Below are 22,727 nucleotides of genomic sequence, written 5' to 3' on the forward strand. Positions count from 1 at the left end.
TCTCAGTTTTCCGGTATCGGCAATCTGTTACGCCGCACAAAGGTCGCGCCACGCGGCAAGAGCGGCGGCACGGTTCAGCTTGAAATTTGACCGGCTGTAGAAGCTGCGCTCCTGATTGAAATGGTTGTGAACGGAGGCGTGGACGGCGACAAATTTCTGCAGACTTCGCACGCGCCGAAAGCGGAGCATGGCCCGTTCTCGTCGTCGGAACGGCAGGTGTGAATTCTCCGCCCTGTTGTTGAGCCAGCGGCCAGTTTCCTGTTTGTCTACGTGCCAATGACCTTCATCGCCGCGCCGTAGGAACGCAGTTTGTCGGTGACGAGCACCTCAACCTTGCCATGGCGTTTCATGGTTTTCCTGAGGAATTTCAATGCGGCTTTGCGATCACGGCGTTTGGTCACATAGCTTTCCAGCATTACCCCTTAGTGATCCCCAGCCCGCTAAAGGTAGTGGGTCTCCCCACTGATCTTTACGAAAACCTCGTCCAGGTGCCGCTGCCAGTTCGAATACGACCGCAACTGCTGTACCCGTTTCCGCCGGATCTCGGCAGCAAACATCGGGCCAAATCTGTTCCACTAAACCCGCACCGTTTCGTGGCTGATATCGATGCCGCGTTCTTCAATAAGGTCCTCCACATTTCTAAGCGAAAGCGGAAAACGTTCATACATCATCACCGCGAGGCGGATAATGTCAGGGCTGGTTTTGAAGCACCGAAATCGGGAGTGGTTTGTCATCCAGAGAGGCTACGAAACCGCCCTGCCCGCTTCAAGTCGGTTTCGTCTGACAAAACCGTTCGTTTCAATGTGGCATAGCTAATGTTAAGATCACGCTGGGGAATGAACCCTACGGGGGAATTCAGACCATGGCATCAGATGAGGCAACAAACACGCGCATGGGTCCTCACGAGGCGAAGCTTCATGCCATTCTGTCCTCCGCAGTCGATTGCATCATCATCATTCAGCACGATGGCACAATCGACACAGTGAACCCGGCAGCAGCACGTCTGTTTGGGTATGCACCCGAAGAGTTCCTTGGCCAGAACGTGAAGTTCCTGATGCCTGATGAGCATCGCGTCAAACATGATGGCTACCTGCACAACTATATGACCACCGGCCATCGCAAGATCATTGGGATCGGCCGAGATGTGTCAGGGAAGCGCAAAGACGGCAGTGTTTTTCCCATGCATTTATCCGTTGGCGAGTTCGAGGAAAATGGCGAGAAGTTCTTCACGGGCATTATTCATAATCTAACAGCCCGTACTGAAGCCGAACAAGCCCTGCGCCGGGCACAAAGAATGGACGCAATTGGTCAGCTCACAGGGGGTGTCGCCCATGACTTTAACAACTTGCTCACCATTATTGTCGGCAATCTGGAATTGTTCGAAATGCAGACGGGGGAGTTCGAGCATTCCGCGCTTGTGACCGAAGCATTAGAGGCCGCCGATCTGGGTGCGCGCTTGACCGATCGCTTGCTGGCCTTTGCGCGCCGCAGTCCTTTGGAACCTCGCGTTGTCGATCTGAATGGCCTTACGGTGGGACTGACCGACATGCTGCGACGTACCCTCGGTGCGACGATTGAGCTGTCTACGGTATTAGGTGGCGCGCCATGGCATGTGAAGATTGATCCGGCACAGTTCGAAAGCGCCTTGGTCAATCTTGCAGTGAACGCGCGCGACGTCATGCCGGACGGTGGGAGATTGATTATTGAGACCTGCAACATGCCGCTCGATGAGAGCTACATTGCTGATGAGCTTGGGCTGGACTTAGGGGACTACGTGCAAATCTCGGTGACGGATACCGGATCTGGCATTCCCGACGATATCATTGATCGGGTCTTCGAGCCTTTCTTTTCCACCAAGGATGTGGGTAAGGGCACAGGATTGGGCCTTTCGATGGTCTACGGCTTCACTAAACAATCGGGTGGCCACATCACGATTTACAGCGAGCTCAACAAGGGCACGACCGTCAATCTGTACCTTCCGCGACACCAAGATGTCCCCAATGTGGTCCAAGACGTCTCCGTAAAGGTGGAGCCCACGCCCCTAGCCACTGAAACCATCCTTGTTGTAGAAGATAATGATCGCGTCAGGCGCTTGACCGTTGCACGACTAAGTGCGCTTGGTTACCATACCATCGAGGCCATCCACGGCCCCGCTGCAGTAGAAACGCTTGCGGCGCATCCAGATGTTGAATTGGTCTTCACCGATTTAGTCATGCCCGGCGGGATGACAGGATACGAAGTCGCAAAACACGTTCAAAAAACCTACCCTGGCGTCAAAGTTCTGCTTACTTCAGGCTACGCAGAGGAGTTGATGAACGGTGACAAGCTCTCTGAGCGCGGTTTGAAACTGCTGCGGAAACCTTACCGGCAGGCAGCTCTCACAGACGCCATTCGAGAAGCGCTTGATCAATAGCCCTACTTGGCTTTGCCAACGGCGACATCTTCCGCAAACATGTATCCGATACCTCGCACGGTCTTAATCAGAAGGGGGGATTTTGGGTCTCGTTCAATCTTCTTTCGAAGACGCGCGATCTGATTGTCGATCGTTCGATCTAACGGGGCCCAATCAGTTCCCTTCAACAGATCCATCAAGCGATCACGGGACATTATTCGCTTGGGATTTTGCAGAAAGACAGTCAGCATCCGGAAGTCGCCACTTGTCATTTCTGCCATGTCGCCGTTTCGATCCAGAAGCTCAAAGCGATCAAGATGCGCGGTCATACTGTCAAAGGTAACGCTTCCTTCGCCAACGGTCTTTGCCTGCTCTGCTGATGGGGCTACGTCAGTTTGCAACGAACGACGCAACACGGATCGAACGCGCGCAAGCACTTCCCGGACATGAAATGGCTTGGTGATGTAATCGTCCGCACCAACTTCGAGACCCACAACCCGATCAATCACGTCACTTTGGCCTGTTACAATGATGATTGGCACGGTGGAAGTCTGGCGAATGCGCTTTGCAATTTCTAATCCACTGTCCGCACCAAGTTGAAGATCGAGCGTAATAAGCTGCACATCCTCTGATTTGAGGATGTTGTGTGTGCTCGCTTCGTCCTCTGCCTCGAACACGACATAACTGTCGCTCTCGAGACATCGCCTCAGCATGAGACGGATCTTAGGATCGTCGTCGACGACAAGAATTTTGTCAGTGCTCATTGGTTTTGGGGCCCTTCGCCGATCCCATGACCGGACGCCTGTTCGCTTTCCCATTTTACACAGAACTGTAAGGCGATGGCAAAGCTTTACAATTCAGTACATTGCGGCGGCTTCGCGACTTACAATTACCCGCCACATTCTTCCTTAGCGAACAGGGAGACGACCATGTACATCACAAACGCAACTGACTTTGGGACCAAGACCGTAAATGCGGTATTAGCGATTTCTTCACCTCAACCGTCCATTGGCAAAAAAACAAAATTGCTGAAATGCTCTGACAACCTGTTCCATGAGGGGGATGAGGCCCTTGCGGTTTACGAGGTTGTCAGCGGCGTCCTACTGCTGAGCAAAGTCTTTGAAAATGGCCGCAGACAGATAATCGCTTTCGGCTACCCTGGCGACATCATCGGTTTCCCCCGCAACGGCGACTATCATACCGAATGCGATGCACTCACACCGTCCACAGTGACTGCCCACAATGTGAAGCATTTGGAGGATTCAGAAGCCGATCCGCTCCTTCACCTGCGCCTTGTCAGGGCAGCGATGGACGAAATCTCGGCCATGCAGGATCATTTCATGATGCTTGGCGGCAAGACAGCAAGTGAAAAGGTGGCGTCGTTCTTGTGCCTGATGATGCAGCGGGTGGGCAAACCTTTGGGTAACTACACCCAGTTTGATTTTCCGATGACCCGATCCGATATCGCTGATTTCTTGAGTGTGACGCTTTACACCGTCAGCCGGACCATTAGCTCGTTCAAGGCAAGAGAAATCATCGCTTTGGAAAGCGCAAAGTCGATAATTGTGCTCAACCCAGAGGCTTTGATGGCCATGGCCGAGGCAAATTAAGAAGTTGATGCCTTGTGGCGGAACAAGTCTCGGTTCCCGCTACATTACAATGACGTCTGCCAATTCTCTCCTGACCGACGGATCAATTTCGTCGGTCGATCTGCCAACCCGTAAAAGAATCTGAGGATGTCCGGTAACGCCAACAGCTTCTGCCAGTTTTTGGCGTAGCGCTTCGATCTCAATGGGTTGATTCAAATATGACGCTGTGAGGCCCTTGGCAGTCAGCGTCAGCAACACTCGAACCAAGGCGCGACCGGTTTCCACCCAACTTTCAGGATCGTCATTTGTACTGCTAATTACTGCCAAAGCAGGCGAGGCCGACAGTATCTTCTTCTGATCAGCCGCCGCGACACTGTCGCCCAAATCAAATGTGCGAATGACAAAGCGTCCTACAGGCGACAAAATATCGGGCATTCCAAAGCCCTTACCCGACATGCCATCCCTGCTTCCCAGAACCGAAGACCGGACCCAAGAACCTAGTTCGCGTCGGAAGGCTGGATCGTCAAACTGGATTTGATCACCTTCGGCTACAAGACCAGCAACAGTCTCCATTGCATCGTTATCTTCGATCCAATTGAGGGTGACGCTGGAACCAGCAACCACATCAATGCATTCACTCAGCAACTCATTTGGTAGTTGTTCCATAAAATAGGCCGTTCGGTTTGTACGGCGTGCCTGAATTGCGTCGAACAATTCAATTTCGTGGTCATCAGGCGGCACACCATCCGAGAAAGCGATCTGCGCAAGATGGTCTGGGTTGCCGCCATCAGGCAAAAGCACGACGGACGCTTTTAACCCGAACCGCCGGGCAGCCACCTCTAATGTTCCGATTGCTGCACCGCAACTGATGGCGAGTTCTCGATCCTGCGGGTCAACAACAGGAAGCGCACGAATACGATCAGCGAGAACGAATATATCATCACTACCAACGCCAAACTGCCAAGGCTGGGAGTTATGGCCAGAGGGGGCAAGTGTGGCGTACCCTACTAGAAACCTGAGTTTTTGTTCAAGCGGTTCGGTTAAAGGGAAATCCTCCAAGCTCCGCGACCAGAGATTTTCCGCTGTGCCGTACACTGATTATCTCTCCAAGACTGTGTTTACTCGGAGATGATGATACTACGATTCAACAAGTAAGGTTTGATCTTGCGCAATTCATGAAACGAAGGAAGCAACTTCTCAGTTCTCAGAGCGGACCTTCTTCAACTTGCGTCAGCTGCAGCGGAATGGTGGTTTGTCGGCAGTCCGCGGATTGGTGGACAGGATGGTGTAGACGTGAGGCACTGTGTGGCCGATACCGAAGAACTGGGAAGTGTCTGGGTCGGCGGCTTGACGATGAGGCCACCGCAGATATCATCGGCCTTTAGACGCTAGTTACACCGATCAATTTGATGTTCGCACCTTATCACGCTCACCGCCCAAGCGGGATAGCTTCCTGCAGACGCTTCAGAGCTACGTTGGATGGTGTCGAGCGATACGGGGTAAGATTGAAGACATAGAATCATAAAACATTTGGTCGCTTGATCTGGTTCCCGCCGTCTGGTGCTGCCTTATGCTTCTAGAACAGCGACGGCTAAGAATGGCTCAATTACGTACGGTACGGCGTGTATTGGCCGATGAAAAAACTGCTTTGGGACGAATACCTTGGCGACGACCTTTCAATTTTCACAGCGGATACGATTTGAAATACAGGTCCGGCACTGTGCCGAGCCGCCTACCATTTGGGAGAGTCGAAGATGTCCGATCCGAAAAGCCCCGGCCAAAAACCCGGTCAGAAGTCAGACCAGAAGACCGGCCAAAAAACTGACCAAAAAACCGGGCAGCCGTCGGGACAGAAGCCCGCCGACAAATCGAAGCAGAAGTAAGCGCTCATAAGTAAAGAGCAGGCGGCATCACAGCTGCCTGCTCTCCGGCGCAAACAGCGCGTTAGCAACCGGAATACCGCACACGCTAGTAAATTGCGGGTCAGGAAAAGGTGTCTCGTGATGTTACCCATTGTCTCGGCTCCGCTGATAGTGTCCATGACAAATCAGTACCGAGACCAATTGCAGCGAGGCTTCCCAGCATATGCTGAAAGCGGCCACTCAGATTTGACGCAGGCTTTGGTGTGACCAGGTCAGCCAAAAGTCAGCCCTTTTTGGAAAGCAAATGATGTTCCAAATGCTAGGACTGAACGCGCTCCGCCCTACCACGTAATAGCAGTGCAAGTGCATGTTTTCTATCAATTATAATGTCCCAGCCCCCGCTCCGCACCGATCAATACCGAGAACGCTCCCGAACGAGAGGCCACTCGCGGCAAAATCGCAAGCTGGAACCGATACTCTTGGTCGGCCGTTGATCAGCCGGAAAGGTTGAGTTTGCTATTTCTTAAACTCATGCATGTTGAAATATGCCGGTTTGTGAAGCTGATCCTTGGCGTCTGCAATATTTTGAGGGGCTGCCATGCCCGGAAAACGTGTTCATACCCACCGAGGATGGAGACGCATGGCAGTGGTTTCCGCAGCATAGATGGGTTTATAACAAGCTAAGGATCGCTGAGACACAAGGCTTTGCTTGCGGTCCGCACGGAATTGGACCGTCGTCGTTTCCAGTCTTTTCCAAGCCGATTTTCAATCTGCGGGGCATGGGAACCGGCAGCCGCCCACTACGCATACTGCGGGAGTATAAATCTGCACAGTGTCCCGGCCACGTCTGGATGCCCATGTTCACCGGCGAACATGTATCCACAGACGTGGCGGTTGTTGAAGGGCGCGCCAGATGGTGGCGCCACACTGTCGGTGAACCGATTAAAGACGGGATGTTCGATCATTGGTTGGTGCTGGCCGAGCAACGCCCCGACATTGAGGCCTATGGGGGTAATTCGATTGCGGCGCATCTGCCAGATTACACTGGAATGTTGAATATTGAGACTATCGACGCCAAAATCATCGAAGTGCATTTGAGGTTCGCTGACCAGTGGCCCGATCTTTATGGTGGACGTGACTGGGTCGCTGCTTTGGTCGAATTATATGCGCAAGGACAATGGAACTTTACCGATTTCGACCGCCGCGATGGTTATAGTGTCGTGCTTTTTGGTGGTCATGGCCTGCAATACAGGCACCCACCGCAAGATTTGATCGACGAGATTACAAAAGAATGGGCTTGGGGGCCAAACGTTCCTATGCCCGACGAAGGAGCGCGCACCAAAATGACCTACTTTCGTTCTACCCTAGTGACAGGGTTTCCTCCGCCGTTGACCGTCCCGAAATAGCACATTTTCTGCAATATTAAAGAAGTCCCCAATATTATAAGTTTTAAATCCAATTTTGAACTTTGGGAAAAGACCACAGCGCGATGCCGACTAGATCGACTATTCGGGAATGTCGCTTCTCTCCAGCTCCGAGGCCCTTTTGCTGGTCCTGAACGATCATAGGCTCTTTCCGGGGCGGGAAATTATGCGGGTTTTGAGCGACACCGCGGCTGGACACGACAATGCGATCAGTCCGGATTAGGAACACATAGCGTAGCCCTGATCATCATCGCAGGTGCTGATCCAGCTCGCCGCTCATGAAGCCCACTTCGTTTATTGACCGTCGAACATCTTTGATCGCACGGACAGAGCAAACCGGCGCAGATCCAACTTGACTGGATCAGGTTTAACTTCTGATCCGGGACGGGTCAGTGACATGCTTTCACCTTTTACGCGCAGTATCTCTGAAAGATACACATCATTGTCCACTTCGCCCATCAATGGGTCGGCCTTACTCGCTTCGGCTTCGTCGTTTGATTTTGCTATACGATAGTGCTTGAGCAGCGTTGATACGACAGAGGGTGAAACCCCGTGATATTTTCCAATTTCGCGGTCAGTTAAACCAAGATCAACGAAGGCGCGGAGCGCCTCTTTAGGTTGAGGTCCAAAAGTTCTACAGTCCAATGTAGTGTCAGATGTAGTTTGGTGATCTTGCATAGCTCACCTCTCTGTTGCCGTGGCGCCCGTCGCTTTTGGATCTTCTGCGATGCGTCATATCGCAACGCTGCCGAACAGGAGATCCTCCAGTTCACAAATCTGCGCTTTGCACGCGGGTCAAGGGTTAACGTCCGTGTTCAATTGGTGCAGCTAACGCGTGATGCATTATTTTTTCCGTTGCATCAGCCGTACCGATCAAACATTCCAGCTCGGCTAATTTGTACTCATGCGCAACCCTATTCATCGTATCCCTCGGGCTCATAAAAAGTAAACTAGTCGATCTATTAAAAGAGAACTCTAACTAAAGGTGGTGAAGACACCAAGGATCACCGATACGTAACTAACTAGGTTTAAACATAATCATCTCCACCGCCGCCATCTTGATTTATACTCACGTAACTCTTGGTGTGCCCCCATCGGGTGGTCCAGTTTAAATGTTAATGCATGGTCGGTCTCTGGTCTATCGGTACGATGCTTTTTGGTGCCGGTGGACGATAATCCAAGGCGCTGTGTGGCCTGACTGTGTTGTAGTGCCGGCGCCATCTTTCGATCAGGATCTGAGCCTCGCGCAACGTGAAGAAGACCTCCCCGTTCAGCAGCTCGTCGCGGAAGCGGGAGTTGAAGCTCTCGCAGTATCCGTTTTCCCATGGTGAGCCTGGCGCGATGAAAGCGGTTTTCGCGCCAACTGCCCCGATCCAGGCACGCACTTTTTTTGCGATAAATTCCGCGCCATTATCCGATCTGATATATTCTGGCGGCCCTCTCAGGATAAACAGATCGGTCAAGGCGTCGACCACGTCTGTTGAATTGAGCTTACGTTTAACTCTGATCACAAGCGCCTCCTTCGTGAACTCATCGATGATATTCAGTGTGCGGTAGACCCGCCCATCGTGTGTGCGATCTTGGACGAAGTCATACGACCAAACGTGGTTTGGGCGCTCAGGCCGCAGCCTCACGCAAGATCCGTCGTTCAGCCAGAGCCGCCCCTTCTTGGGTTGTTTTTGTGGAACTTTCAGCCCTTCGCGCCGCCAAATTCGCTCTACGCGCTTGTGATTCACATGCCATCCGCTGTTGTTCAACATCCCGGTGATCATGCGGTACCCCCTCTCGGCGATGCGAGCATCGCCTGCCGGGCAGCGCATAGCGTCCGAACTCTTCCGTCAGTGCAATGATGTCCTCGGTTAGCCGCGCTTCGTCCGGCAAGCCGCAAGGTTCCTTGCGCTGTGTCGAACGATGCTGCCCGAGTGTGCGGCAGACCCGGCGCTCAGATACGCCAAGGGTCTGCCGCACATGATCAATGCACCGACGGCGGCGGGAAGGGCTTAGAAGTTTCCCCGTGCGGCCTCAGTCAAGATCATCTTGTCCAGTGTCAGATCCGACACCGCACGCCTGAGCCGAGTATTCTCTGTTTCCAGCTCTTTAAGCCGCTTGAGCTGATTGCGGTTCATGCCGCCATATTCTTTGCGCCATCGATAATAGGTCTGAACCGTCACACCGATCTGACGCACCGCTTCCGCCGTCGACCGCCCTTGCCCTTGCAGCACTTCAACTTGCCGTAGCTTCAGCACAATATCTTCGGGCTTCTCTCGCTTGCCAGCCATCTCGTCGTCCTCCTGAAAACGGGATAATTCTATCCCAAAAGGTGGACCACTTCAGTGGGGGCATTCCACACGCGGTTATGACGTCGCCTGGATGTCGGCTTCCACCTTCGTACCCTGACTACGGTGCTGATGGTAGTCATCTTGAGCTACCGACCTCCACAAAAGGCGCAATCCAAGACACTTATTCAGTATTTTTGATCGGGAGCGCCGCGCGTTGGGCGCCCTCGATGAAACTCGTGGAAACAGGTAGTAAGCGTTAGATCGAAAACCGCAGGCCGACAGTAACACCGACCGTTGGCTGGCTTCCTTGGGTTGCCCCACTTAACCCACCCGTAAGCGTAGAGGTCTTCGAAAGCGCGTAGTCAGCATCGAAGGTCATCCGTGCCCAAGTGGATTCTCGCTTGGTGCCTGCGAGGTCGAACGAATACAGATCCGTGACATTGCCGCTCACTGCATGACGGCCATCTTCGAACTGATGGACCGCTTCAACGCCAAGCCGCAGATTTAGCGCGTCGGACGGCGCGGTTGTGAAGGCTGCACCAATCCGCAGGTCGCCAGTGTCCGCAGATGACTCGCCGTAGCTGGCGGGGAACGCACCACCGGTTTCGGTGTAAGCGCTCACTTCGGCCCTCGAGAGGGTGAGTGCGGCATATGGAGAGACATCCACGTCGCCCATCGTCGCTGCTTTGACCCAGTCAACCTTAGCCCTTATCGCCGCTGATTTGAGGTCGGGGCGTCCACTGGAGATATCCGTTCCGGCGCCGCTGGCGTAGGCTCGGTTTAGATCGGTGTCGAAGGACGCATAGTAGCCAAGCAAGCTCGCTTGGATGGTGCTGCCCCCGGCAATGTCGAACGCGCGGTCAACCTCTGCCAGAAAGTAGACACCTGTGAACTTGGCATTGCCACCTAAGTCCCAATCCTGTCGGCTTTTTGTTGTGCCTATGGCAACTCCGATCCGGTAGTTGCCAATATCCCTGCCAAACCCTGTTTCAATCAGAGCCGTGGTTGTGTCGGTATAGTCGTTCTCCGCCGCGTCCGCCGTGGACCAGCTAAACCAGCCGCTCGGCGTAACTTGGAATCCCATATCCATCAAACTTCTGTGGTGCCCGCCGTGAACCGCCATGTCGGTCGCTTCTAATGCAGTGGATACAGATGCGCGCCCGGCCTGGACGACGCTGCGATCAAACGCTGCGGTGTCACTCAGAAAGCCGTTGCCTTTTGCCAGCCAAGCAGTCTGATTTCCATTCGCACTACCGTATCCTATGATGACTGTTCCATCTGCGCTAACGCCGAGGGCTTCATAAAGTACATATCCCGTCGGAACAGTCCCCCCTTCATTCACGACCCAATCAGCAACGCGTTCCATTCCTGTGATTTCAGCCCAGCGGAACGCATGGCTTTGGGAATTGCCGCTGTTGGCAGAGCTGCCAACGACGACCGCGCCATCCGCCGAGACAGCCGATGCATAGCTATAGGTGCCGCCCAGGGTCCCGAGGTCAGCCATTGTGCCGTTAGCCCATCGGAACGCGTGATACTCAGCATTACCGCTGATGTTCGAGTTGCCGACGACGACCGCGCCATCCGCCGAGACAGCGGACGCATTGCTGTAAGTGCCGCCCAGGGTCCCAAGGTCAGCCATCGTGCCGTTAGCCCATCGGAACGCGTGATACTCGGCATTACCATTGGTGTTCGAATTCCCGACAACGACGGCGCCATCAGCCGAGACAAATCTCGCATCACTACTGGTGCCGCCCAGAGTCCCGAGGTCGGACATCAAACCGCCGACCCAGCGGAACGCATGGTACTCGGAATTCCCGCTGATGCTGGATTGCCCGACGATGACAGTGCCATCCGCCGAGACATCTCTCGCCCCACTAAAGGAGCCACCGAGCGTCCCGAGGTCAGCCATTGTGCCATTTGCCCAGCGGAACGCATGGCTTTGGGAATTGCCGCTGGTGTTCGAGTTGCCGACGACGACCGCGCCATCCGCCGAGACAGCGGACGCATCGCTGTAGAAGCCGCCTAGGGTCCCGAGGTCAGCCATTGTGCCATTTGCCCAGCGGAACGCGTGGCTTTGGGAATTGCCGCTGATGGCAGAACTGCCAACGACGACCGCGCCATCCGCCGAGACAGCGGACGCATAGCTATAAGTGCCGCCTAGGGTCCCGAGGTCAGCCATTGTGCCATTTGCCCAGCGGAACGCGTGGCTTTGGGAATTGCCGCTGATGTTCGAGTTGCCGACGACGACCGCGCCATCCGCCGAGACAGCCGATGCATAGCTATAGGTGCCGCCCAGGGTCCCGAGGTCGCTGAACTCGCCTTCTGCATAAGCAGAATTGCTCCAGAACGCCATTGCAGGGAGGATGGCTGTCGTGGTCAGCAGTGACATTAACGGTACTCTAGAAATTGTCATATTAATCCTGATTTTCTGGTTAAGTGATTGAGCGCAGAACAAAGTATTTAACGCCCAAGAAACCAATTTTGTGGCGGATTCAGGGCAAAAAATGACAGCCAGAAAGAAACTACATAATGAGGCAGGGAGGGCGCACAATTTGGTCTTTAAGTGCCTCAAGTTTCCACTGGAGGACTAGAACGGAACTGAACCCATACAGTCGAGGTGAACACGCGGCATCCGTCACGCAATAGCATTAGCAACACGGTCGGCACTTGGTTCAATGTGCTAGATAAACGCGGGTTTATATTCTTGACCCAAGTCCCGTATCTGGGGCCGTCAGGCATCGGGTGCGCATCGGTCTGGGGTTTCGCGGAGGAAGCTCAGCCAGACGGTCGGCCCGCTCGACAGACATTTATAAAATTTCAAAACCCCCGCACAAAAACCGTGCATGCCCGTCACAAAAAAGAGGACGCCTGTTGATGAAAGCTAAGTTGAGAGCGTGAACCGTCCTGTTTTCTGTGACGCAATACCGAATAATTAGCGCTGCGGCGTCACAATAACCCGGACATATATACATCTAGCCATAGGCAGGGCAATTGATGGACGCTGTTCGTTGTCTACCAGCCGATCAGTCAATGCACTCATCTAAAAAACTGAACCGCTTGACGCACTGACACATTGCGAGGCTACCCCGGGTCGGCTCGTTTACCCCTTGCGACTATCTCAAGCCCATCCTTCGGAAGTGGCATTTGCAAGCTCAATGCCGCCTCTGTCGGCTCAGTCAGCCATGCATCCACTTGAGCCGTAGTGGTCAGGATGACGGGCATCGCCTTGGGGTGAATCGGCTTCACTATCTCATTCGCATCTGTGGTCAGAAATCCAAACAGGTTGTTAGTGGTTTCGCCTTCGGCAAGTTTGCGCACTGACGTCCATTCGGTCCAGATCCCCGCGAAAAATGCCAGCGGGCGCGTTTCATCCACGGCAAACCAAACTGGCTCTTTGTTCTTACCGGGGCGGGTATCGTATTCGCAAAAGCTCGTGACCGGCACAACGCATCGGTTTTCTGGACCCAGCCACCGCCGCCAATGGGGCGATTTGGTATTGCGGACATTGGTTACGCCCGTATCAGTCTTACGATTTTTCAACGCGAATGCGGGCGATGGCATACCCCACCGCATGATGGTTAATTCCCGACCGCCTTCAATGCTGCGCACCACGGGCGCAAACTGGTCAGGGAATATGCTGGGGGATGGCTCTAGGTTGCCGACCGCATCTGCCACGGTCATAGCCCGCGCCACATCGACTATCGCTTGGCGGTTAGAGGTCATGCTGTAGAGGTTACACATGAATAAACGCTAGAGCCGAAATCGTGCTTGGACAAGCACTCCAGTGTGTTCTATTTTTGTTCTCACAATGCCAGCATCGATTCTTCCCATACGCGCCCACCCGGCGAAGCCTTTTCGCACCATCGCGGATGCCGCCCGATCGCATCAGTTGCTGACCCTGCGCTGCAACGTTTGTCGGCGGCGCATGTCGTATCTCGCCAGTGACCTTGTGCAAGTGATCGATCCGCATTGGCCTGTCCACCTCCCGCCATTCGGCTGTGGCAGATGCGGCAAAGATTACGTCAACGTCACATGCTGGTCGCCAAAGTCTGAGGACTTAGGAAAGGTAGCGGTCAGACGTCCCCATAAGCTCATCCAAACATGGCGCACGGTTATGCTGGGAGACTGAAGCAAGACCGGACGTTTAATGAAAAATCAGGTTCAGAGACCAAATCGGTGCCTACAGTCTACGATTAGGATCTGGTTGTTCCGCCACCATGCCACCCAAAGATGATCAACTTTCCTAATGATATCGTAAATAATAGGAGGCCACACGTGGGTGGATACGGCTCAGGACGACTTAGTTTTCGGCAAAAGGCAGAGAGCTGCCGCTCACTGGATGTTACCGCTTTCACAGTAATTGTTGTCTACGTCCCGGCAGGCAGGGCAACTGGGTTTGGTCCCAAGATGGCGAGGAGGTTGGGTGGATAGGATACAAGGCAGAGGACGGGCGACTGGTCTTAAACTACCGTGTGCGCCAGTATGCGGCGACTGGGAGCCTATAATCGAAACCATCCGTATCACACATACGCAGATTGCAACTATGGCAATGGACGTCCCTATTTTATGTGTCCGGGTGTGGTGAACGGTCGGCATTGCGGTCGGCGCGTCGGAAAGCTGTTTTCAGGCGGTCGCAATTTGCTATGCCGTCACTGCTACAACATCAGCTATTCCAGTCAGTCAGAGGCGCGCTAACTGACCCAGATATTTTAACGCGCGGAGCGCGTCTTTGCTTGGCGTCCATGGCTGGGCGTTTCTGCGTGGCGGGATGACCGCAGCAGCTCCGCGGTCAGCGATAGCGTTATGGCATCTGCGCATGTCGTATGCTCCATCCGCGGTCGACAACTATCTTGCTCATAAGAACCGGGTTCGACGCTGGCTATAGCCCTTCTAAGCATTGCAGGCGCTGTCCCTGTGGCCTTGTGTTCGCGGCACAGAGCGGCCGTCTACCAACTCTCCCGATGCTGCGCCGCAGCTTTCGCATCGCAGCCATTCAGCCGCCGTATGCTGCGCGATGCCGGATGCGACGTGTTGATCTGTCACCAGTCGGCATCTTCATCCGCACCGGCGGGCTCTTACATGTGCGCAGGCTATAACCCGAGACACACCTTGACTAGGACTATTGAATTCATGGGCGCACAACTGTGATGCGAATTTTGATCAACAGACGAAAGCAGGCTGCCATGCGCTCAGATCTACTCAAAGGGCACCTATATTCAGCTAGCTGCCAAGGGCGGTTTCTTCATCTGGTAATTTAACAGCTATCCTTTGCCTTACTTGAAGTTGGATAGGCTTTACATCGCAATTCAGTTGCATCTGAGCACACATCTACATATTGCCTTCACGCATCTCAGCCTACTTCAATATATCGGATAATGATTGGAGTCAGCGTGATTAAAAACAACGCGGGCAGCATGAGAACGGACATCACCGCCGACATCTGCACTGGCAATTTGTTCGCCTTTTCCTGCGCAGCCAACTCACGCATCTGCCGCATCTCAGCGGCATAGGACTTGAGCGCGGCAGTCAGGCTCGTACCAAACTGCATAGACTGCACGATAACGAGTGCAAAAGACTTCGCTTCTTCGATGCCCATCCGCTCAGCCATGTCAAATAATGCAGTTTCCCGATCACGGCCCGCCTGCGTCTCCATCTGCAACAGCGACAACTCATATGCCAATTCCGGTGACACACGGTCCAGTTCGTGGGCGACGCGCGCCACCGCGGAATCGAACCCCATACCAGCTTGAACAGAGATTTGGATTAGGTCCATTGCGTTGGGAAACGCTATCGTGATCCTATGCCTACGATAATTGATGCGCTGTTTTAACCAATAGCCTGGAACATAAAAGCCAACGGCCGCGAAGATGGCGGCAATCTGCATCATGGACAGGCGAGATGTCTTGCCGATTAGATCATCCAGACCTCCGGGTAGCAGCCCCGTTTGCGACAGACCCATCAGACAAAAGACCATGGCCGGCGTGAATAACGCCAGCGCAAGTCGGAGGATGAAGAACAATTCAACCGAATCCGGGCGGTCAAATCCAACCTTCGCCAGCTGGAATCGGATCTGTGCGCGCTCTGATGGGTCTTCGGGGATTAGTGCCTTTTTCCAGCCACGCGGGGCGGGTGCCTCCTGTCCGCGAACCAGTGCGGGACCGTTGCCGTTCATCGCATCCGAGAGCACGCGCAGACGGTTGCCACTGCGGTCCCGCATTGCAAAGATGCCAAACGCACCCGAAGCGAGCAGCAAAGCGGCAAAGCCAACAACTATGACAATCAGACCTTCTTGGCCAATCGTCATCACGGCATTGATTGCGTCATCGAAAAGCATGTGGGGTCCTCATATTCTGAAGGTAACAAGCTTGCGCAGGGCTAGCGCGTTTCCGACCACAAGCACTACGATGCCAATAGCAATGGGCATAAAAGCGGGAGCATCACTAACATTCGTGTAATAACCCGGGGAACTGATTGAGACGCTGAGAAAAATTAATATCGGCAGGGCTGAGAGCAGGTAGGCCGACAGCCGCCCTTCGGAAGAAATGGCGCGGATCCGGCGGCGCATTATGATGCGTTCGCGCACGACTTTTGACAGCGTGGCAAGCACATCGGCCAGATTGCCACCAGATCCATGCTGGATACTGATCGCAACCGACAGATATTCGACATCTTCCTGCCCGACCCGTTCCGCCAAGTCAGCAAAGGCGTCAGTTAGGTAATCGCCGTGACTGATCTGCTCTGACAGAATGCGGAATTCACGCCCGATTGGGTCGGACATTGTGCGGCCTACATTGGCTACTGTCGCACCAACTGGGTGACCCACCCTTAGGCCGCGCATCATTAGGTCCAGCGCGTCCGGGAGTTGATGGGTCAGCGCGATAATGCGCTTTTGGTAGCGCCTCTTTAAGTAGCCGATGGTGCCGATTACGCCAATCAAAGCGCCTAATACTAAGCTTAGCACGACATTCAGCAGGAACATTAGCGGAATCGATACCACGGCACTAACAATTACCATACCGAGCAAAATGGCAGTTTCTCGGCCTTCCATGTCGGCATGACGCACAAGCAGCCTCGGATTACCAATCACCGGCCAATGGCGGCCCAAGCTTGACTGGCGTTGTTTGAGAATGGCGGCGGCAGTCGCGTTCTGGCGAGCGCTGTCCTCGCGGCCTTTCAGGCGGCCTGCGGCGACCTGCTCCTGACGGGCCTCGGGGCTAAAAATCAACCACAACGCCAGCGTCAACAACAGCGTACCGCCGAGCGCGGCTGAAATCAGCATTAGGTTGTCAGCGCCTGCTAACATTAGTAAACCTCGCCGACTTGACTAAAGGCATCGGCATCGAGCGTTACACCCGATGCCATGATCGCCTCGAAACAACGCGGACGGATGCCACTGGCCATCATCCGGCCCATTACGTTGCCTTCGGCGTCCAAGCCCATTTTCTTGAAGGTAAAAATGTCCTGCATCATAATCGTGTCTCCCTCCAAGCCAACGATCTCGGAGATGCTGATCACCCGGCGGCGGCCGTCCGCCATGCGGTTGAGCTGCAGCACGAGTTGCACTCCTGCCGAGATCTGCGAGCGGATTGCTTGGATTGGGAAGTCGCCACCGATCATCATTACCATTTGCTCTAGTCGGCTGACAGCGTCGCGGGTGGTGTTCGCATGGATAGTGGTCATTGAACCATCATGCCCTGTGTTCATGGCTTGCAGCATGTCGAAAGCTTCGCTGCCGCGCACCTCGCCGACTACGATGCGGTCCGGACGCATTCGAAGAGCATTAATCACCAGATCGCGTTGTGAAATCCGCCCCTTCCCTTCGGCGTTGGCAGGCCGCGTTTCTAGGCGCACCACATGTTCATGTTGCAATTGCAGTTCAGCTGCGTCCTCGATCGTCACCATTCGATGGCGTGGGTCAATGAATGAGGACAGGGCGTTCAACAAGGTTGTCTTACCAGAACCAGTCCCACCTGAGATTAGCACGTTCATCCGCGCCTTGATCGCTGCTTCAAGAAAACTCGCTGCAGGTTTGCTCAGGGCACCATGCTCCAAGAGCTTGTCCATATCCAGCCGCGTGCGTGAAAATTTGCGGATTGACAGACTTGCCCCATCGATGGCGCAGGGGCGTATGATGGCATTCACCCTGCTGCCGTCCTCCAGTCGGGCATCTACCCAAGGCTGGCTTTCGTCGATGCGGCGACCGACGCTTGAGACTATCTTGTCAATGATGCGCAGCAGATGTCGTTCATCGCGGAATCGCGCAGGTGCGCGCTCCAAAATGCCCTCTCGTTCCACGAAAACATGAGACGGCCCGTTTACCAGAATGTCGGACACAGAGGGATCGGCCAGCAACGGCTCCAACGGACCAAGTCCGAGTACTTCATCCAAGAGTTCGTCGATCAATTTCTGAAAGGAAGTCGCGGGCATCATCTTGCCACGGTCCTGTAAATGCTGCGCCGCCAATCCTGCAATCTCGCGCCTTAGGTCGCCTTTTGGAACCTTGTCGAGCAAAGAGAGGTTCAGCTGTTCCAGCAGAAGGTTGTGCAATTCGCTTTTCAGCGCGTTGTTGGGGTCGACCCTTGCACGGGTTACAAATTGGATCGGAAACTGGTTTCCGGCCATTTCCGGCTCCATCGGCGCGGATTTGGCGACACGTTGTTGCGGCTGCGGCGCGGGAGCGCATGTGGCGATGTTTCGAGAGGCGGCGTTGAAAGATTTGAACATTGGAATCAGCCCTTCTTCGGCTGGGTGAACAGCGATTTTCCGAGCGCAGAGATTGCCTTGGACGCGCCCGACCGCTTGGCGCCCAAACGCAACGGCACGCCCATGTCCACTGCCCGCCGTGCTGCACGCGGGTCATTGGGAATCCAATGTTCCAGCGGTCGCCCTATAAGGCGCGCGGCCTCCTTATGCACCTGTGACGGCATCTTTGGGCGTTTTTCAAAATTAATAATGGTTCGGATCGGGAGGGTCATATGCTCCTCGCTGATCAGGTCGATTAGGCGGCGCACCCGTATGACAGAGGGCACTGACATGTCACTGACGATCAGGGCACGTGTTGCATCCGCAAGCACCGGACTCGTCCAGTCCACTACCGCCTGTGACAGATCGAGGATGATATGATCGTAGCGCACTTTCAACTCCCGGATGAGGCTGGTGACCATGTCCGGCGTCATCGCGCTGAGCGGGGCAAAGATGTTTGGCGCGGTAAGAACGTCGACGCCGCTGCTGTGACGCACCATCGCACGGTCAAGAAAAGTTGCAATCTGCGGCATGTCAGCCTGGATCAAAGCCGTCATCTCAGCGCTATCAGGTAGATCAAGTGCGAGGCCAATGCTGCCGTTTTGCAGATCAAGATCGACGAGTGCGATCCGGCCTGATCCGGAGGTCACGGCGAGATCTATCGCAAGGTTAACCGCAACGGTAGTGGCTCCCGCGCCGCCACGGGCGCGAAGAACAACGGTTACATCGCCGCCCGCGTCGGGCGCTCCTTCCGCAACAGGTGCAGCAATTTCCTGCTGACTCGGTACTGGCTCCGTCACGGGCACAACGTCAGAGTCGGCGCAGGCTGCGTCCAGCACCAGAACCTCGACTATACCCGCTGAGGCATATTGTGTCTTCACCGCGTCGGTCATTGGGCCCGCACTAACGGCGATGAATTGCAGCGTGTTACCATGTGCCCCTCTAAGCTTACGCACCGCATTCAGATCGGCCTCCATGTCTTGACTCACCTCGAAGACTAGGTAATTGATAAGGTCCCAGTTTTGCCGATCAGAGTTGACCACATGATGAAAGTCAGCGCGTAGCGTTTTGCCCTGCACGTTGGCATCCGAGGCCATTTCTTGGCTTAGCATATCCAGCAATGCTTGCGACCGCGCGATGATCATGACCTGCGTCAAACCAGAAACTACAGTGACAGCCTGTGCCAATTGATGGTCGCTATCTTTGTGTGCAAAGCTCATGATATAGATCCTATCTAAGGTCTTCGGAGGGGAGCGACGCGCTCATTGAGGCAAATGTAAAGCTTTGCCCCAGTGTGGAGTTAGACGTGCCAGCGGCTAAGTCAGCCAGCGCCCCCAGCGGGGATATAAAATCAAAGAGTAGATCGACGATTTCAACTGAAATGATCGGCGCATAGGCCGCGCCGACTCGGTTGAGATTGGCGTCGAACGTATAGGATAGTCGCAGGTTGTCGGGCTGGGCACCTGTGGGCATCATCGGACTGACACGTTCCCATATTGCCGCCGCGGTGGCATTGGACAGCGACGCAGTGCAACTGATTGTGCCACTGTTTACGCATAGACCGCTGCGCGCAGTGCAAGAAGTGCCATTGGGCAGATCGAGTGAGAGAGTGCCCGCTAGCCCGCGGTTTACAATACGTGGCACATTGGGGCAGACCACCGGGCGCACCGTGGCCATTCGCACGGCCGTTTCGGTGGCCTTGTCGGCCATGACATTGGCGAGGCCTAACCGCGCAAAATCAATCAACCCGAAAACCAAAAAAAACATTATCGGCACTACTAGCGCAAACTCTATTAGAAAAGCGCCTTCTTCTCGACGAGCGAAAGAGTGTACGTATGTGCGCAGGTTACCAATCATCGGCTTAACACCCGAGCGCTGTCTGTCACATTGGTCGTAATCGAAGGGAAGCTGCCGCCGACAAGTTCGATCAACCCGGCCAGCGGGTAGGTCATGTGCAGGGTCGCGGTTACACTTGCCACTCCAGCTTGCCCCCCGCGGAACGACCCTGTTGTGCAACCCAATTCCGACCGAACAACGGTGATTGACACCGATTTGGGCATGAGGTTGCTTCCCGACTGGCTGGTGCGGACGATCTCACCCAGCTTGGCGTTCCAGACTTCCGTGCTGCGGGCGGCACTGCACGAATCCGCAGGCAACACGCGTGACAGATAGCGTGTCGCATCCTGTACGCCCGCTACAGTGGCCTGGAACGCCCAGAACATCCGCGCCCCGTCGATCGCGAGGCCGAGAAACAGCAAAAGCATCGGCAGGATGATCGCGAATTCAACAATCGCTGCACCGCCCTCTTTTTTCCAGAAAGTCAGGACCGGCAGCGTCATTCTACGAGCCTTACAACTTCAACAACTTCCGTGTTGAGGTGCCCCTTGTCACAGTTGCCGCCCAGGCAGGCGGTGATCTCTACCTCCAAGACACCACCCGCACCAGGCCCCAGACTGAAGACTTCGAAAAACTGCTGCACTGGCGCTGTCGAAACGCGGGCGTCTACACTTGCCGACAGACAGTCGATCCCGGCCACCACCATCAGGCGGCGGGTGGGGTCAATGTCCTGTTGTGCAGTGCAGTAAGTTGGCGCGGGCGCGTTTCCGCTACCCAGCAGACCGCCCGTCAGACCACCCAAAAGGTCACCCACCGTACCGCCCAAAGTGGACAGCACTGACGGCGGAATCTCAACACTGCCAGAGGCCGCGAGTTCGGCCCGGTAGAACTCAAAACGGGTCTGCGCCTCGGGATGGGGATCAGTGCCGCCGTAATGGGCCTCTACATAGGCCAGCCGTCCAGCCTGCCAGTTGCCATCGCCCTGCAGACCGCATGTGCCACTGCCAACGCAATCGTCTGCAGGCAGGCTGGATTCGCCTTCAGTGGTGCCTAACGGCACACACTGCCCAGCGGCACCGGTCAGACCGTTAAGCACGCTAGGTACGCCAGAAAAGTTCGGATTGCCTATTAGGTTTCCAACAGTACCAGCAAACTGGCCGAATCGTGTGTTGACCGCGTTGAGCACATCGGTGCCGGTTACATTGGCTGAGATTTGCAGACCTCCCTGTCCGGAGCAGGCGGTCTCGGGCTGGCGTGCAGCTAAAAGGCAGGCATCCAAAGCCCCGCCCAGCAGATCGGCACAGATGGTCAGCCCGTCCAGCGAGTCTGTCAGCGTATCGACCAATGCGATCTGACCGGGCAAAAGGTGCCCGACGTTGATATCAGCATTCAAGCTCAGCGTCTGACCGACACTAGTACTGGCGTCGAAATCAAGCGTGGGGAGGCAGACCGCCACAGGTGCCACATTACATGCTTCCAGCGAAAAACCGGCAACAGCAAATGCGCCGACGTTGTCGTTGCTGGTGGTGTCGCCGTTCATGCGTCGAAAGGCCCCCGACAGGCCGGCGATGACTGTACGCTCGGCCAAGCGCACTGAAACAAATCGCGCGCTGTGTGCATTATCGGTAAAGTAACCGGCATCACGGGAAAAGCCGCCCGTCTCGTTCGGCTTGTAGAAAGAAATCTCGACGACGTCCGACGAGCCCAGCAGGCGGGTGCCCGCCGCGAATGTCTGGTGATCGGCGATGAGGGAGTCGACAGCATTGCGAGCGCGGGAAATTGCATCGGACTGACCGTCCAGTTCGGCCGCCGCGGCAAGGCTGACCGAATCCACGAAATTCTGCATCTCAGCGTGAGTGCTGGCCCTTCTGCCAAAATCAAATATGAACCCGACCATACCCAGCATCAAAACCAGCGTGACCGCCCCCAGCAGCAGAATGCTGCCGCGTTCGTCGTCGCAGAATCTTGTGATGGATAGGCGGAGAGACATTTAAAGTTACCTTTCGGGGCGCAAGTGAAAGCCCAACGCGCCCCAAGGACGCATTGGGCGATGTCTTGCACTTCTGTGCTGTTACCGGAGCTAACCCGGGCGAGCCGCTCTGGCCTCAGATTTACGGGGAGGTCGTGCCGAACGCGTCCGATGCAGCTGTCACATTGGTCGAAACCTTGCCACCCAGTGTAGTGAAGCCAGCGACGCCAACTGCGGCAGCCACTGCCAGTGCGATACCGTATTCTACGAGGGTTGCGCCCTGCTCACAGCTGCGGAGGCGTTTGAAAAGGTTTTGGATCTGGGTTTTCATTATAAATATCCTAGTTTCCGGCTCATATGGCCTGTTGATTTTGTCTTCCTCTAGCCCGCAATATTCTGGGCGACGATAAGACTAAATTAACCAAGTTCAGCGTGACTCACATCGTTCAGACGGATGAGTGAGCGGGGCCATATCAGGGCAATTTTGCACTTATTGGGCCCTAAATGAGGCCAATAGGCCACAATTGGACCAGTTTCTTACGCCACGGTATTCGTAAACGGCCTTGAAATGTCGACAGCGCAGACATCGATTCAATCGCCAAGCATAACACAGGAACCAAATCTGAACGCCCCC

17 protein-coding genes and 3 pseudogenes are annotated in these 22,727 nt (G+C 54.8%); 4 read left to right on the top strand and 16 right to left on the bottom strand.

What is annotated here, in order from left to right:
- Positions 1-27: 27 nt before the first annotated feature.
- Positions 28-734 (bottom strand): annotated as a pseudogene (locus tag MK6180000_RS12330) (IS6 family transposase).
- Between the two features lie 128 nt (positions 735-862).
- On the opposite strand from MK6180000_RS12330, the gene MK6180000_RS12335 reads away from it, so the two are divergent.
- Complete coding sequence (locus tag MK6180000_RS12335; protein ID WP_246040509.1) at positions 863-2,413, top strand: PAS domain S-box protein; 1,551 nt, start codon at positions 863-865, stop codon at positions 2,411-2,413.
- Positions 2,414-2,415: 2 nt separating this feature from the next.
- Here the strand turns inward: MK6180000_RS12335 and MK6180000_RS12340 are convergent, their stop codons facing one another.
- A complete protein-coding gene (locus MK6180000_RS12340; protein WP_138935010.1) occupies positions 2,416-3,156 on the bottom strand; it encodes a response regulator in 741 nt (246 codons plus the stop codon).
- Positions 3,157-3,321: 165 nt separating this feature from the next.
- Between MK6180000_RS12340 and MK6180000_RS12345 the strand changes: the two genes are divergently transcribed.
- A complete protein-coding gene (locus MK6180000_RS12345; protein ID WP_171054613.1) occupies positions 3,322-4,002 on the top strand; it encodes a helix-turn-helix domain-containing protein in 681 nt (226 codons plus the stop codon).
- A 39-nt stretch (positions 4,003-4,041) separates the two neighbouring features.
- Here MK6180000_RS12345 and MK6180000_RS12350 read toward each other — a convergent pair whose 3' ends face one another.
- Positions 4,042-5,076, bottom strand: a complete 1,035-nt coding sequence (locus MK6180000_RS12350) for an Acg family FMN-binding oxidoreductase (protein ID WP_138935012.1) — start codon at positions 5,074-5,076, stop codon at positions 4,042-4,044.
- 659 nt (positions 5,077-5,735) lie between these two features.
- Here MK6180000_RS12350 and MK6180000_RS20885 point away from each other — a divergent pair.
- Together MK6180000_RS20885 and MK6180000_RS12355 are read left to right on the top strand one after the other, a co-directional pair.
- Complete coding sequence (locus MK6180000_RS20885; RefSeq protein WP_281284702.1) at positions 5,736-5,864, top strand: hypothetical protein; 129 nt, start codon at positions 5,736-5,738, stop codon at positions 5,862-5,864.
- 830 nt (positions 5,865-6,694) lie between these two features.
- Positions 6,695-7,249 (top strand): hypothetical protein, encoded by a 555-nt coding sequence (locus MK6180000_RS12355; protein ID WP_138935013.1) that lies wholly within the window; start codon positions 6,695-6,697, stop codon positions 7,247-7,249.
- A gap of 312 nt (positions 7,250-7,561) precedes the next feature.
- Here the strand turns inward: MK6180000_RS12355 and MK6180000_RS12360 are convergent, their stop codons facing one another.
- The 13 genes and pseudogenes from MK6180000_RS12360 to MK6180000_RS12420 form a co-directional block, all read right to left on the bottom strand.
- Positions 7,562-7,945, bottom strand: coding sequence for a hypothetical protein (locus MK6180000_RS12360; RefSeq protein WP_138935014.1), 384 nt, complete (start codon positions 7,943-7,945; stop codon positions 7,562-7,564).
- A gap of 437 nt (positions 7,946-8,382) precedes the next feature.
- A pseudogene (locus tag MK6180000_RS12365) lies at positions 8,383-9,546 on the bottom strand (IS3 family transposase).
- 256 nt (positions 9,547-9,802) lie between these two features.
- A complete protein-coding gene (locus tag MK6180000_RS12370) occupies positions 9,803-11,935 on the bottom strand; it encodes an autotransporter domain-containing protein (protein ID WP_171054615.1) in 2,133 nt (710 codons plus the stop codon).
- Between the two features lie 692 nt (positions 11,936-12,627).
- Complete coding sequence (locus tag MK6180000_RS12375) at positions 12,628-13,287, bottom strand: SOS response-associated peptidase (RefSeq protein WP_138935016.1); 660 nt, start codon at positions 13,285-13,287, stop codon at positions 12,628-12,630.
- Positions 13,288-14,241: 954 nt separating this feature from the next.
- A pseudogene (locus MK6180000_RS12380) lies at positions 14,242-14,385 on the bottom strand (IS5/IS1182 family transposase); the annotation flags it as partial.
- A 511-nt stretch (positions 14,386-14,896) separates the two neighbouring features.
- Positions 14,897-15,718 (bottom strand): type II secretion system F family protein, encoded by an 822-nt coding sequence (locus tag MK6180000_RS12385; protein WP_171054616.1) that lies wholly within the window; start codon positions 15,716-15,718, stop codon positions 14,897-14,899.
- Positions 15,719-15,889: 171 nt separating this feature from the next.
- Positions 15,890-16,825: a type II secretion system F family protein gene (locus tag MK6180000_RS12390; RefSeq protein WP_171054617.1), complete on the bottom strand. Its 936-nt coding sequence runs from the start codon at positions 16,823-16,825 to the stop codon at positions 15,890-15,892.
- Between the two features lie 23 nt (positions 16,826-16,848).
- Positions 16,849-18,270 carry a TadA family conjugal transfer-associated ATPase gene (locus tag MK6180000_RS12395; protein ID WP_246040510.1) on the bottom strand — a complete coding sequence of 474 codons (1,422 nt, stop codon included), beginning with the start codon at positions 18,268-18,270 and terminating at the stop codon, positions 16,849-16,851.
- A 5-nt stretch (positions 18,271-18,275) separates the two neighbouring features.
- A complete protein-coding gene (locus tag MK6180000_RS12400; protein WP_138935019.1) occupies positions 18,276-19,508 on the bottom strand; it encodes a CpaE/TadZ family protein in 1,233 nt (410 codons plus the stop codon).
- A gap of 10 nt (positions 19,509-19,518) precedes the next feature.
- On the bottom strand, positions 19,519-20,145 hold the full coding sequence (locus MK6180000_RS12405) for a TadE/TadG family type IV pilus assembly protein (RefSeq protein WP_138935020.1): 627 nt from the start codon (positions 20,143-20,145) through the stop codon (positions 19,519-19,521).
- The gene (locus tag MK6180000_RS12410; protein ID WP_138935021.1) at positions 20,142-20,627 is read right to left on the bottom strand and encodes a TadE/TadG family type IV pilus assembly protein; all 486 of its coding nucleotides are present in this window, start codon (positions 20,625-20,627) and stop codon (positions 20,142-20,144) included. Before MK6180000_RS12410 ends, MK6180000_RS12405 begins: the two co-directional genes overlap by 4 nt.
- Positions 20,624-22,114: a TadE/TadG family type IV pilus assembly protein gene (locus MK6180000_RS12415; protein WP_138935022.1), complete on the bottom strand. Its 1,491-nt coding sequence runs from the start codon at positions 22,112-22,114 to the stop codon at positions 20,624-20,626. Before MK6180000_RS12415 ends, MK6180000_RS12410 begins: the two co-directional genes overlap by 4 nt.
- Positions 22,115-22,235: 121 nt before the next feature.
- On the bottom strand, positions 22,236-22,424 hold the full coding sequence (locus tag MK6180000_RS12420) for a Flp family type IVb pilin (protein ID WP_138935023.1): 189 nt from the start codon (positions 22,422-22,424) through the stop codon (positions 22,236-22,238).
- Between the last annotated feature and the right edge of the window lie 303 nt (positions 22,425-22,727).

Origin of the sequence: Roseovarius arcticus (assembly GCF_006125015.1) — a bacterium.
Taxonomy (GTDB): Bacteria; Pseudomonadota; Alphaproteobacteria; order Rhodobacterales; family Rhodobacteraceae; genus Roseovarius; species Roseovarius arcticus.

Excerpts from the sequence above, each read along its gene's own strand:
- MK6180000_RS12335 (WP_246040509.1), top strand. The coding sequence starts at position 863 with ATGGCATCAGATGAGGCAACAAACACGCGCATGGGTCCTCACGAGGCG.
- MK6180000_RS12340 (WP_138935010.1), bottom strand. The coding sequence starts at position 3,156 with ATGAGCACTGACAAAATTCTTGTCGTCGACGACGATCCTAAGATCCGT.
- MK6180000_RS12345 (WP_171054613.1), top strand. The coding sequence starts at position 3,322 with ATGTACATCACAAACGCAACTGACTTTGGGACCAAGACCGTAAATGCG.
- MK6180000_RS20885 (WP_281284702.1), top strand. The coding sequence starts at position 5,736 with ATGTCCGATCCGAAAAGCCCCGGCCAAAAACCCGGTCAGAAGTCAGAC.
- MK6180000_RS12355 (WP_138935013.1), top strand. The coding sequence starts at position 6,695 with ATGCCCATGTTCACCGGCGAACATGTATCCACAGACGTGGCGGTTGTT.
- MK6180000_RS12360 (WP_138935014.1), bottom strand. The coding sequence starts at position 7,945 with ATGCAAGATCACCAAACTACATCTGACACTACATTGGACTGTAGAACT.
- MK6180000_RS12370 (WP_171054615.1), bottom strand. The coding sequence starts at position 11,935 with ATGTCACTGCTGACCACGACAGCCATCCTCCCTGCAATGGCGTTCTGG.
- MK6180000_RS12375 (WP_138935016.1), bottom strand. The coding sequence starts at position 13,287 with ATGTGTAACCTCTACAGCATGACCTCTAACCGCCAAGCGATAGTCGAT.
- MK6180000_RS12385 (WP_171054616.1), bottom strand. The coding sequence starts at position 15,718 with ATGAACGGCAACGGTCCCGCACTGGTTCGCGGACAGGAGGCACCCGCC.
- MK6180000_RS12390 (WP_171054617.1), bottom strand. The coding sequence starts at position 16,825 with ATGCTGATTTCAGCCGCGCTCGGCGGTACGCTGTTGTTGACGCTGGCG.
- MK6180000_RS12395 (WP_246040510.1), bottom strand. The coding sequence starts at position 18,270 with ATGTTCAAATCTTTCAACGCCGCCTCTCGAAACATCGCCACATGCGCT.
- MK6180000_RS12400 (WP_138935019.1), bottom strand. The coding sequence starts at position 19,508 with ATGAGCTTTGCACACAAAGATAGCGACCATCAATTGGCACAGGCTGTC.
- MK6180000_RS12405 (WP_138935020.1), bottom strand. The coding sequence starts at position 20,145 with ATGATTGGTAACCTGCGCACATACGTACACTCTTTCGCTCGTCGAGAA.
- MK6180000_RS12410 (WP_138935021.1), bottom strand. The coding sequence starts at position 20,627 with ATGACGCTGCCGGTCCTGACTTTCTGGAAAAAAGAGGGCGGTGCAGCG.
- MK6180000_RS12415 (WP_138935022.1), bottom strand. The coding sequence starts at position 22,114 with ATGTCTCTCCGCCTATCCATCACAAGATTCTGCGACGACGAACGCGGC.
- MK6180000_RS12420 (WP_138935023.1), bottom strand. The coding sequence starts at position 22,424 with ATGAAAACCCAGATCCAAAACCTTTTCAAACGCCTCCGCAGCTGTGAG.